Raw genomic sequence first — 12,399 nt, 5'->3', positions numbered from 1 at the left:
ATATAATTATGTAAACAAAATAAGAATAGCAATTCTCAAGGTTCGCAATTTTGTATGAATCGGTTATAATGAAAGTAACTCTCGTTTTGATATTAAGTGATTTTACAACCATTATTCGGAGGTGCTTCTAACAATGAAAGTAGAAATATGGTCGGATTATGTATGTCCGTTCTGTTATATTGGCAAAAGAAGATTTGAAATGGCATTAAATAAGTTCGAACATAAGGAACGAATCGAAGTCATATACCGCAGCTTCGAGCTTGATCCAGGCGCAGATGCGAATTCAGGTATTAGCACGCTTGAAATGCTCTCCAAAAAATACGGCATGTCGATTCAACAAGCGAAAGCGAATACGGAGAATGTCGCGCAGCAAGCAGCAGAAGTCGGTCTCACATTCAACTTTGATGGTCAAGTCGTTACCAATACGTTCGACTCACACCGTCTGATGCATTACGCTGCTTCGCAAGGCAAAGATACAGAACTCTCGGAGAGACTATTCAAAGCACACTTCACAGACAATGACAACGTCGGTAACCGTGAGACACTAGCTCAGCTTGCGGGAGAAGTGGGGCTTGATGCCGCAGCTGCGGCACAAATACTCGCGTCTGACGACTACGCAGACGCCGTGCGCGGTGAAGAAGACGAAGGGAGTACGCTTGGCATACGAGGCGTTCCGTTCTACGTATTCGACCGCAAATATGCAGTATCCGGAGCGCAATCGCCTGAAACCTTCCTTAGCACTTTGATCAAAGCTTGGGAGGAAAAACATCCGACGCTCGTTCAAGTTGAAGGCGATGATGATGTATTATGTACGGATGGTGTATGTGCGCCAGACGCTAAACGCTCGTAATGGACAGAATCGATTCTGCTGAATCAGAACAGAACAACAGCAAATGTCAAATAAAGCGGACGGCGATAGTGAGCCGTCTGTTTTTTGACTGCGCAGAAATTAATTGTGATGGAAGGATAAGCAAAGTACCATTGCAGAAGCTTGCCTCCGGCATCCAAGTCGGCGATACAATCGAATGGTCGGGACGAATATGGGTATTAGCGAAGAGGGCGGAGGACGGCAGCAACGATCAAAAATCATAAATTGATCGCCGTCAAGATTTGTTTTGCTGCGCTATTCAACTTATAATAGGGAACGTGCTTGTTAAATGGTTTGGGGGGAATAATACGTGAGTGCAGAGCAACAGCGCTTGCTTGTCTTCGCCGGATCCTATTCGGAGGCCGAAGAGAGCGGAGTCTACGTGTATGCTTTTGATGAAGAATCTGGACAATTAACGCTATTAAACGAATACGCAGGATTAAAAAATCCTACGTTCGTTCAAGTGGATGCAGAACACAATCGATTGTACGCCATTTCCGAGACAACGACGGAGGATGGCCGTAAGGTTGGGGAAGCGGCAGCATTCGCCATCGACGGAGCAGCAGGCAAGCTAGCATTGCTTAACCGAACTGTGACGGTCAACTCAACGACATGCCATATTCAATTGGATGCTTCAAAAAGATTTGCAACTGTTACAAGCTATCATGGCGGAATGATCGGTTTACATGCTCTGACAGCAGATGGACTTATCGGAGAGCAACTAGACGTAGCACAGCATTCAGGCAGCAGTGTTCATCCAGAGCGGCAAGACCGACCGCATCCGCATTCCTCGTTCTATAGCCCGGACGGACGTTATTTGCTCGTTCAAGATTTAGGCTTGGACAAAATTGTCACTTACAAGGTAGACAAGGAAGCTGGTAAACTGATTGTTGTAGCGGAAGCAGCACTTCATCCTGGAGCAGGACCTCGTCATCTGACGTTCCATCCGAACGGCAGTTATGCTTATGTCATTAATGAGGTAGATTCAACCGTAACCGCATTTGCCTATGATACTCAATCGGGCCAGTTATCGACGATTCAGACGGTATCGACATTGCCTGAAGGCTTCGAAGGCGACAATTCCACTGCCGAAATTACAATTAGCAATGATGGTAAATATGTGTATGGCTCCAACCGTGGTCATGATAGTATAGTTGTTTATTCGGTAGACGAGCAATCGGGCAAGCTGGCGACGATCCAGCATATCTCCGTTCAAGGCGGACACCCGCGTCATTTTGCATTAACGCCAAGTGGACGTTACCTGCTCGCAGCGAATCGCGACACGAACAATATTGCGACGTTCGCCGTAGATCAAGCTAGCGGTGAGCTTACGTTCACAGGAAATAACGTATCGGTATCCAAGCCGGTATGCGTTCAACCCGTATATATAACCGTATAGAGAGCATTGAAATGAAAAAGGGGATACACAAGCGTGACTACTAGCGATGAAGCAAAACCGAAGCTTAAACCGACGAAAATATGGAAATGTAAAAACAGCGACTGCAAAGCATGGGTAAGAGATGAGTTCGCGTCTGCGACAGAGCAGGCATGCCCAATCTGCAAAGGACCAATGCTTCGAAGCATGAGACATCTGCCAGCCGTACAGAACAAAGCGAAGCCGCAGCCGCGCAAGCCTAAATCCGACTTTTAAATTATTTATAACAGTAAAGCAAGCCCAGCCCCTTCCAAGGTGGCTGGGCTTTAACGTTCTCAGCGCTGCCAATCTATGGTAGGATAAAGTTATTCTTCGATAAATAAGGACGGTACAACGTCATGTTATTTTATTTTGCCGCGCTGCTGCTAGCTGCCATTATTGTGTGGATTAACAATCGAAGCAGCGAATCAAGCCGCTGGGCGTCTTTTTTCCTGTTTTTCGCTGCAATTGGCGGTACTACAGATTGGTTAGTTAGTCACAATGCGATAGGTGCTGCTAGACTTGTTCAGCTATTAAACTATACGATAACTCCGTATGGCGTTCTTATATTCAGCTTATTGTATGCGGACAAGCTACGTACGGGGCGAGGTAATCGAAGGGCGAAGTTATTGCTGCTTATTCCATCGGCTATTATGGCTATTCTAGAATATAGTTTGCCGAATCGCAGTGTCTTTTATATCGTGCTGCTCCTATGCAGCGCGCCTTATTATTTAATGACCTGTTATCTGCTCATTACGTCTTTCTGGCAAGAAACAGATGCTCGCATGAAACGAAATCGCTTCATCTCGATGCTGATCATCGTGCCGCCCTTGCTTGGCGTTCTTATCTTTATCTATGTTGCTAAAGTGATCTATCCATCCTTTGATTTCTTTCAATACATTTCGGTATTTATGATCTATTCCTTCGCACTCGCGCTGCTCTGTACGTTTCTGTACGGAGTGCTTGGCGTCAGACTTAAGTTCGAGCAAGACCCGCTTCTAAGCACGATGCAGGCGGTGAGCTCCGGTACGGCGCTGCTTAATCATTCCATTAAGAACGAGATTGGCAAAATCGCCATAAGCACCGAAAATTTGAAAAGCATCTACACCGTAGATAGCGGAGTCAGCGAGCAATCACGGCAGCATATGCAAATTATCGAAAATGCTACCGAGCATATGCTAAGCATCGTATCGCGCATTCACAATCAAATGAGGCCGATCGAGCTTCAGGAGCAATCGACCCGGCTCGATAAGCTGATGGAGCAATGCATCGCCCATCACAGCGGTCTTTTCCAAAAATATGCTGTGGAAGTTGCAATCAGTTATGAGGTTAAGCCGGTCGTTGTATGCGATCCGTTCCACTTGGCTGAAGCGATCAGCAACGTGTTAACTAATGCCTGCGAAGCAATGGCTGCTGAAGGAAAGGGGAGATTAAACATTAAGCTGGAAGCTGTCAAACGCGCGGTCGTGCTTACGATTCAAGACAGCGGGAAAGGCATTCCGCAGGAGCAGCTGAACCGAGTATTCGATCCGTTCTACAGCAGCGGCAAATCAGGCAAAAACTACGGTCTTGGCTTATCGTATGTCTACAATGTGATGGCGAAAAGCGGCGGCAGCGTGACGCTTGCGAACGGGGAGAGAGGCGGACTTGCCGTATCGTTTTATTTTCCCCGCCATAAAGTAGTTCGAATGGGTTAAGAGGCAGGTTACGTGGAATTCGCGCGCCAGGAGGGTGCTCAGATGAATCATATTAAGGTGTACGTCGTTGAAGACGATCCGGATTGGATCAAAGCCATTACTTCCTATTTGAACCGCGAAGAGGATATTCTCGTTGTTGGTGCAGCCACGAATGCCGATGACGCGGTACGGGGAGCGCAGATGACGCAGATCGATATTATATTAATGGATATCCAGCTGGCTGGCAGCAGACTTGACGGCATTCAGACCGCGATGGAATTGCACGGATTGACGTCGGCGAAGATCATTATGTTAACGTCATTAAATGATGAACAATCGATGACGAAAGCTTTCACCGCTGGAGCGATTCAATATTTGGAGAAAACCCAGTTCAAGGAGCTGCCGCTGTCGATTCGGAATGCCCATCTCTACCCAGCCCCAATGGAGGCGCTGCTTAAGGAGTTCGCCAGACTCAAACGAGAAGAGCAGCTTAAAGACTTAACTCCGGCCGAGCGGGAAGTGTTTGAGCTTATTGAAACCGGGCATACGCAGAGCCAAATCGAGCAGAAGCTGTATAAAGCGGAAAGCACACTCAAAAATCAGGTGAACAAAATGCTCAAAAAGTTTGGTGTCAAAAGCAGCAAGGAAGCGATCGAGAAAGTGAAGAAACGTGGTCTAATGGATGAATCAGAGGGCAATAAAAACTAAGGGGTACTACAAATCGTAGTACCCCTTTGTCGATCGTACTACAAAAGTTAGGTCTGCCCTGAGATGTAGGGTCAGCTTTAAGATAGAAGCAAGCAGAGAGGGTTGAACAAGATGAGCGAAAATAAACAGAAGCAACCAATGATCATGCTCGTTGATGGGCATTGTCACCTATGCAACGGCATCACGAAGTTCGTCATCAAGCGCGACAAGGAGGCTAAGTTCCAATTCGCCTCGCTTCAATCGCAGATCGGACAGCGGCTGCTTGCTGAGGGAGGTCTTCCGCTCCACGACCTGGATACGTTCGTATACATTCGCGGCGGACGTTATTATACGAAGTCGGGAGCCGCCTTGAGAGTGCTTAGCCAATTGAACGGCCTATGGCCGCTGCTCTATCCGTTCATTATCGTACCTGCGCCAATTCGAAATGTCGTGTATAGCTTCATCGCCAGCAATCGCTATCGTTGGTTTGGCAGATCGGAAAGCTGTCTGCTGCCGAATGCAGCCTTGCGCGAGCGGTTTATCGATGAACCACTTATAAACAATAACAAGGAGTGAACGTTGTGAAGCGGAAGCCGATCTACGTAGAGCTAAATATTGAATCGCCGTTGGAAGAACTGTGGGTTCATACACAGCAGCCCGAGCTGCACCAGCAATGGGATTTGCGTTTCACTGAGATTAACTATTTGCCCCGTGAACTAGAAGAGGCAGAACAACATTTTCAATATCGTACGCGAATTGGCTTTGGTCTGGAGATTGAAGGGACGGGAATAACGACAAGCAAAGAGAAAGCAGGGAAAGACGGGAAAGAAGCTCGGCTATCGACGCTTTCCTTCCGCTCGGATCAGGCTGTGTCTCTGATCAGCCAAGGCGGGGGATATTGGAGCTACAAACCGGAAGGGGATGGCATCGTTAAGTTCATCACTCTCTACGACTATCAAACCCGCTTCGGCCTCATGGGCAAGCTATTTGATACCGCCTTGTTCAGACCGCTGTTCGGCTTCGCAACGGCTTGGAGCTTCGATCGTCTGCGGATATGGCTGGAGCATCGTATTCCGCCGTCCGTCACCGCGGGCAGAGCTCTTGTCCATTATACGAGTGTCATTACGTTAGGATTGCTTTGGTTTTATATGGGCCTTATTCCTAAGCTTATCTATACAGAGACAAGTGGAGAGTTCGATATTATGCAGCATACCGGCATGTTCGGAGGCTACGAAGTTCCGATGATCCGCGTGATCGGAGTACTCGAGCTATTCCTTGGTCTAGCTGCTGCAATCGGTCATCGTTCCGCATGGTTTTCCATATTACAAGCTGCTTTATTGCTTCTGTTAACCGTTCCAATCTGCATCGTCTATCCTGAAATGCTGCAATCCCCATTTAACCCCGTTACCGTTTCACTGCCCATGCTTGCTTGCTGCTTCGCAGCCTACAAAACTCGAAACTTCCTGCCAAGTGCATCCAGATGTATTAGAAAACCGCCTGCAACACGTAAGTCAGGAAGGGGGAAAGTCCATGAAGTCCATCTATGAGCAAGCGCTTGGCGCCGATTTTGGCAAGCTTCACCCGCGCATCCAGCAGCGGTTCGGGTTCAGCAGCTGCGATCGTAAAGCATCGATCGGACACGGCGTAATGAAACAAATCTGGTACTCCAAGTGGGCGCTGTTGCCGCTATTTCTAGGCACGTTCCGTCATATTATGTTTCCGAATGGCGGGCGCAACATTCCTTTCACGATTGAGAACTATGCGTATGTCGACCCTTCAGGCAGAGAGACGGTTACCTGGGTTCGCAAGTTCGAGTTCCCGCGAATCGTTAGACATTTTGATGCGACAATGGTATTTAGCAAGCGCCGTCAAGCGATCGTTGATTATCTAGGCAACAAGCAGCATTTAGCGGTCGATCTTGAGCTGTCGGTCACACCTAACGGCGGACTGCGCATTTGCTCCGGTGAGCAGCGTTTTTATGAGGGAAAGCTGCAATTTATTTTTCCGAGTCTGCTAACGGGCTTCGCCGATGTATGCGAATGGTATGATGACGAGCAGGCTTGCTATCGAATTACGGTTCAGGTACGCAACAAGCTGCTCGGGACGGTGTTCCGTTACGAGGGTGCATTCCAGGCTTCATTCATAACCACGGACGAGGAAGCCATTCCAATCGGCATTAAACCGCTTCGCAGTGAAAGCCGCGAATAAATGCTCTCTCATAATCCTTTTTTGTCATGCTCCTAGTAAACGTTGTATAATGGCAATAGACTACACAGAATAGGGCTTCAGCAATCGCAAGCTGTTAGCCATTGTTATATACGAATGGAGCATATTACTAATGAAGAGGTTCAAGAAGTTCTATATCGAGACAACGAGCATTTGCAATCTATCTTGCACGTTCTGCCCGCCAACGCAGCGTGCGAAAGGTTTCTTGCAAGTGGAAGATTTCAAGAAGACGCTCGATCAAATAAAACCGCATACCGACTATATTTATTTCCATGTGAAGGGCGAACCGCTGCTTCATCCGAAGATCGAGGAGCTGCTCGATATTAGCCATGAGAAGGGCTTTAAGGTTAATATTACGACGAACGGTACGCTCATTAAGAAAGCCAAGCCTAAGATTATAAACAAGCCGGCATTGCGCCAAATGAACTTCTCGCTTCATAGCTTCGACGGTCATCCCGGTTCAACCGATAAAGAAGGTTATCTCGCGGAAATATTAAGTTTCGTGAAGGAAGCGGTAGCGAGCAGCAACATTATTATCTCGTTCCGTCTTTGGAATCTTGACATGGATAATGAAACCAATCTGCAGAAAATGCGCAATCGCGAGCTGCTTGCGATGATAGAGAAGGCGTTCGATCTGGATTATAGGATCGACGAGCAGTTCATTCCAGGCACTGGAGTCAAGATCGCTGAACGTATTTATTTGAACCAAGATCCCGAGTTCGATTGGCCGGATTTGAATGCGCCTGAGGACGATGGAAAGGGGTTCTGTTATGCGCTCCGCAACCAAGCAGGCGTCCTGATCGACGGAACGGTTATTCCTTGCTGCCTTGACGGCGAAGGGGTCATTAATCTGGGCAACCTTCACGATGGGCATTTCTCGGACATCGTGGAGGGAGAGCGAGCAACGAAGCTGTATGACGGCTTCTCGCGCCGTGAGGCTGTAGAGGAGCTGTGCCGCAAGTGCGGTTATCGCAAACGGTTTGGATAATATAGAGATGAGAAGATAGGAGAATGCGTGCATCATGGATTTCATAATGATTATCAAAGCGATTATTTTGGGAATAGTAGAAGGTCTTACGGAGTTTGCTCCTGTATCCTCCACCGGACATATGGTCATCGTCGATGATATGTGGCTTCATTCCGAGGCGTTTTTAACGAAGTATGTGGCGAATACGTTCAAGATTGTCATTCAGCTAGGCTCGATTCTGGCTGTGGTTATTATTTTCCGTGAACGATTCATTGAGATGCTTGGCTTGCGCAGAGGAAAGAGAGCGGATAACGGGGGAGAGCAGGGCGGTCGACGTCTGAAGCTGGGCCATGTCATTACGGGGCTTATTCCTGCAGGTGTGCTTGGCTTGCTGTTCGACGATTACATTGATGAGCATCTGTTCTCCATACGCACCGTGCTCATAGGACTGGTCATTGGCGCCGTATTCATGATTATCGCAGACAAATTCGGACCAAAGCGTCCGAAGGTCGAGACGGTTGATCAAATTACGTACAAGCAAGCGTTCAGCGTAGGACTTATACAATGTATCTCGTTATGGCCGGGTTTCTCGCGTTCCGGTTCGACGATTTCCGGCGGCGTCTTACTCGGACTAAGCCATCGCGCGGCGGCGGACTTCACGTTCATTATGGCCGTTCCGATCATGGCTGGCGCGAGCCTGCTGTCGCTTGCTAAGAATTGGGAGTACTTTACGCTCGATTATCTGCCATACTTTATTGTTGGTTTTATCGCGGCGTTCGTATTCGCGTTGATCTCGATCCGCTTCTTCTTGAAGCTCATTAATCGGATCAAGCTCGTCCCGTTCGCGGTATACCGTATCGTGCTCGCTGCGATTATTTATATCGTTTATTTCTAAAAATAGGTTGATGGCATTAGAAAAGTGGCGGTTACGGGAACTAATTCCTGTGACCGCCACTTTTCGGATTATCATTTGGGCTTGCCGATTCCAAGCTGTTGAGCTGAATAGATGCCGGAGCGGCCCGAGCATAGGTAGCTGATGATGCAGCCGATGAACAAGTAGATCGCGCCCTCGCCGCCGAACAGTTCAATGCCCATAATGAAGCAGGCGAGCGGTGTATTGACTGCTCCGCTGAATACGGATACGAAGCCGATCGCAGCGAGAAATGGGACGGACAGCTGCAGCAGCGCAGCAAGCGAGCTGCCCAGCGTCGAGCCGATTACGAATAAGGGAGTAACCTCGCCGCCTTGGAAGCCCGCGCCAAGCGTTACGGCGGTAAAAACGGTTTTCCATATAAAAGCGAGCGGTGACGCAGCTTCCTCGAATGATTGCTGCATGAGCGGGATGCCAAGACCGATGTACGCTCTCGATCCTGCCAAATAGACCAAACCAATGATGACGAAGCCGCCAACGAAGCTGCGGAGAGCCGCGTGCTTGAACAGCTTTCCGAACCAAGCCTTCATCGCATGTGTCAGTTTGATGAAAGTTAATGCCATTAATCCAAACAAAATCGAAGCGATGACAACTTTTAAGAGCACCATTGGCTGTAGGGCAGGTACCTCTCCCATTTCATAATGAACATGTGTAACTCCCCATGCCGTGGTGATGAGATGGCCTGTATAGCTCGCAATAAAACAAGGAAGCAGCGCTTCGTAGCTAAGCAATCCGATCGCCAACACTTCAAGGCCGAACACCGTGCCGGATAGAGGCGTACCGAAAATAGAACCGAAGCCGGCGCCGATTCCGCAGATTAAAACAATTTTACGGTCCGGCGCTTGCAGTCGAAACCATTTGCCGACCCACTCCGCTATGCTGCCGCCCATCTGGACAGCCGTTCCTTCTCTGCCGGCGGAGCCGCCGAACAGATGCGTCGTCCACGTTCCTATCAATACAAACGGAGCCATACGCAAGGGAACGATGCCGTCGCCTTTGTGAATTTGCTCCAAAATAAGATTATTTCCTTTGCCTGACTCGCCGCCATATTTCATATATAGATAGCTAATCGCAGCACCGCCGAACGGCAGCAGCCACAATAACCAGCCATGACTTAGTCTCGTATCCGTGACATACTCTAAGCCATACAGAAATAATGCCGAAGCCGAACCGGCAAGCACCCCGACAATGCCGGCGATTAATACCCATTTAAGCATATATGCAGCAACGCTTAGCGGGGTGAAACGATTAATCGCATTTTGTATTTTCGTTCGATTAGAGGACAAGGGAATATACTCCTAGCACAATTATTTGTGAGAACCTGTACATTCTCGCAGCTATCTGCTATTATACACCGACATGTCCAAATCGAATATGGTATAGTTAGAACAGTCCTTTGCTAAGGCTGATCGACAGCCAAATCGCATGGTACACATTAACAGCCAAATAGAGGAGAAACGTGACCGAAATTGAAGCGTGAATCCAATGAACATCATGCAAGTTGATTTAACGGTCGAAACGTTCATTGATTATCCTCCTTGCCCGAATATCCGCAATAACTTATTATTTTATCGTCCAAGTGCGCTCGCTACCATCCTAAGATGGATGGTAGCGAGCTGCATGATGGAGTAAAAGATCAACTATACAAGCAGCCATTGGAGACAAGTAGAAGTGAATAATTACCCTTTCGAATTTAACCCCAAAGAGCCTTACATTCAGCAGGCAAGCGACTGGATTGCCGATGTATTCTACGAGAAACTGCCCGAAGCCGGCTTCGAAGTGCGCGATGAACAAATCTATATGGCGTTTCAGCTGGAGAGAGCGTATGCGGATAAAAAAACGATTTTCGCTGAGGCTGGCGTCGGAACAGGCAAAACGTTCGTTTACTTGTTATACGCGCTCAGCTATGCCCGGTATACGAGAAAGCCGGCGATTATCGCTTGCGCTGACGAATCGCTCATTGAACAGCTGCTGAAGCCTGAGGGCGATATTGCCAAGCTTTCACGACATCTCGGTCTTACGATCGATGCTAGAATGGCGAAGTCGCAGGATCAATACTTATGCCTAAATAAGCTGGATGATGCGAGAAGTGATTTCGACGGCGATGCCGAGCTTTATGATGACATATTCCGCAAGCTGCCATCGTTCGTCTACAAGCCGGAAACGATGCAGTCGTTCCATCCGTACGGCAATCGCAAGGAATATCCGGAGTTAAACGATTCGCAATGGGGCAAGGTCGGTTGGGACGTGTTCCAGGATTGCCTCGTCTGCGATCGAAGACATCGCTGCGGCCAGACGTTGTCCCGCGATGACTATCGCAAGGCGGCCGATCTTATCATCTGTTCGCATGACTTCTATATGGAGCATATATGGACCTTTGAGGCGCGTAAGCGCGAAGGACAGCTCCCGCTGCTTCCAGCGCATAGCTCAGTCGTATTCGATGAAGGACATTTGCTTGAAACGGCTGCGCAGCAGGCGCTAACGTACAAGCTGAACCATCATGTATTCGAAAGTATCATTACAAGATTGCTGCAAGACGATATTCGGGAATCGTTAGCCTATGCGATTGAGAACGCGCTAACCCAGAGCGAGCATCTGTTTTCCCTGATTGAACGTAACAGCCGCAGCGTGCCGGCATCGAATCGCAAGCAGATCATTTGGAACGCCGAGCTGCTTCAACAGGTGAACCGGTTCCAAGACATGATGTCCGAGATCGAGGAAGAGCTCGTTTTTGAAAGCGGCCTATTCACGATCGACGAATATCAATTGAAGATCGTTGAGGAGCATATTGAGATGCTCCAATTCGCTTTGTCGCTGTACAAGCGGCAGGAGCAGCCAATTAGCTGGGTTACGACAGATAAGGAAGGCATCTCACTCGTCATTATGCCGAAGTGGGTGAAGGAAGTGCTGCAAGAGCAAGTGTTCGGCCTTCAAATGCCGATCGTTTTCTCGTCGGCAACACTGTCCGTCGATGGTTCTTTCGATTACATGACGCAAATCTTAGGCATTGAAGATCCGTTATCGTTTTCCGTTGCTTCGCCTTACGAATATGCCGAGCAAATGGACGTATTCATACAAGGTATGGATACGGAGATTGATTTCGACAGCAAAGTAGAACGTACTCTTAGGCAGTTAGGCGAAGCCAAGGGAGGCTCGTTAGTTTTGTTCCCTTCAATGGAGCAGCTTGAGCGCTTCAAACAATCCGTGCAAGATGGTGGAAATCACAGCTGCGAGTTTCCGTTCCTATACGAAGGCTCGGCTGAGATTAGCCATCTCATCGCCCAGTTCCAGCAGCAGACCGAAAGCATCCTATGTGCGGTTACGCTATGGGAAGGACTCGATATCCCCGGTGATTCATTGTCGAAAGTCATCATCTGGGATTTGCCGTTCCCTCCGAACGACCCTGTCTTCGATGCCCGTCGGGAAGATGCGGTTAATCCGTTCGACGAGGTAGATATGCCCTACATGCTGCTTCGCTTAAGACAAGGAATTGGCAGGCTGATTCGTACTCGCGAAGACAGCGGCTCTATTGTCATCTTCGGCGACATGCTCGCTAGCGAGCATGTTCGCGAGCAAGTCAAGCATGTATTGCCTGCAGGCGTGAACACGCAAACGATCTAAAAAGCCAAA

General features: G+C 48.4%; 13 protein-coding genes. 12 read left to right on the top strand and 1 reads right to left on the bottom strand.

The window, feature by feature from the left end:
• The first annotated feature begins 133 nt into the window (after positions 1-133).
• From V8F51_RS16355 to V8F51_RS16310, 10 genes are all read left to right on the top strand, one after another.
• Positions 134-850, top strand: coding sequence for a DsbA family oxidoreductase (locus V8F51_RS16355; RefSeq protein WP_337101358.1), 717 nt, complete (start codon positions 134-136; stop codon positions 848-850).
• A gap of 328 nt (positions 851-1,178) precedes the next feature.
• Entirely contained in the window at positions 1,179-2,267 is a 1,089-nt protein-coding gene (locus V8F51_RS16350) for a lactonase family protein (protein WP_337101357.1), read from the top strand.
• A 33-nt stretch (positions 2,268-2,300) separates the two neighbouring features.
• Complete coding sequence (locus V8F51_RS16345; RefSeq protein ID WP_337101356.1) at positions 2,301-2,519, top strand: cold-inducible protein YdjO-related protein; 219 nt, start codon at positions 2,301-2,303, stop codon at positions 2,517-2,519.
• A gap of 122 nt (positions 2,520-2,641) precedes the next feature.
• Complete coding sequence (locus V8F51_RS16340; protein WP_337101355.1) at positions 2,642-3,979, top strand: sensor histidine kinase; 1,338 nt, start codon at positions 2,642-2,644, stop codon at positions 3,977-3,979.
• A gap of 42 nt (positions 3,980-4,021) precedes the next feature.
• Positions 4,022-4,666, top strand: coding sequence for a response regulator transcription factor (locus tag V8F51_RS16335; protein WP_337101354.1), 645 nt, complete (start codon positions 4,022-4,024; stop codon positions 4,664-4,666).
• Between the two features lie 111 nt (positions 4,667-4,777).
• Positions 4,778-5,221 carry a thiol-disulfide oxidoreductase DCC family protein gene (locus V8F51_RS16330; protein ID WP_337101353.1) on the top strand — a complete coding sequence of 148 codons (444 nt, stop codon included), beginning with the start codon at positions 4,778-4,780 and terminating at the stop codon, positions 5,219-5,221.
• Positions 5,222-5,226: 5 nt separating this feature from the next.
• Entirely contained in the window at positions 5,227-6,192 is a 966-nt protein-coding gene (locus tag V8F51_RS16325; protein WP_337101352.1) for a DoxX-like family protein, read from the top strand.
• Positions 6,176-6,853 (top strand): DUF4166 domain-containing protein, encoded by a 678-nt coding sequence (locus tag V8F51_RS16320; protein ID WP_337101351.1) that lies wholly within the window; start codon positions 6,176-6,178, stop codon positions 6,851-6,853. The genes V8F51_RS16325 and V8F51_RS16320 overlap by 17 nt, the downstream gene beginning before the upstream one ends.
• Positions 6,854-6,983: 130 nt before the next feature.
• The gene (locus V8F51_RS16315; RefSeq protein WP_337101350.1) at positions 6,984-7,859 is read left to right on the top strand and encodes a radical SAM/SPASM domain-containing protein; all 876 of its coding nucleotides are present in this window, start codon (positions 6,984-6,986) and stop codon (positions 7,857-7,859) included.
• Positions 7,860-7,893: 34 nt separating this feature from the next.
• A complete protein-coding gene (locus tag V8F51_RS16310; protein ID WP_337101349.1) occupies positions 7,894-8,733 on the top strand; it encodes an undecaprenyl-diphosphate phosphatase in 840 nt (279 codons plus the stop codon).
• A gap of 71 nt (positions 8,734-8,804) precedes the next feature.
• Here V8F51_RS16310 and V8F51_RS16305 read toward each other — a convergent pair whose 3' ends face one another.
• The gene (locus V8F51_RS16305; protein WP_337101495.1) at positions 8,805-9,986 is read right to left on the bottom strand and encodes a voltage-gated chloride channel family protein; all 1,182 of its coding nucleotides are present in this window, start codon (positions 9,984-9,986) and stop codon (positions 8,805-8,807) included.
• Positions 9,987-10,254: 268 nt separating this feature from the next.
• Between V8F51_RS16305 and V8F51_RS16300 the strand changes: the two genes are divergently transcribed.
• Together V8F51_RS16300 and V8F51_RS16295 are read left to right on the top strand one after the other, a co-directional pair.
• Positions 10,255-10,401 (top strand): hypothetical protein, encoded by a 147-nt coding sequence (locus tag V8F51_RS16300; RefSeq protein WP_337101348.1) that lies wholly within the window; start codon positions 10,255-10,257, stop codon positions 10,399-10,401.
• Positions 10,402-10,440: 39 nt separating this feature from the next.
• On the top strand, positions 10,441-12,390 hold the full coding sequence (locus V8F51_RS16295) for an ATP-dependent DNA helicase (RefSeq protein WP_337101347.1): 1,950 nt from the start codon (positions 10,441-10,443) through the stop codon (positions 12,388-12,390).
• Positions 12,391-12,399 lie beyond the last annotated feature (9 nt).

Source organism: Paenibacillus sp. YIM B09110 (assembly GCF_037167145.1).
Taxonomy (GTDB): Bacteria; Bacillota; Bacilli; order Paenibacillales; family Paenibacillaceae; genus Pristimantibacillus.
Note: the sequence above shows the minus strand (reverse complement) of the source record. Positions and strands in the feature narration are given on the sequence as shown.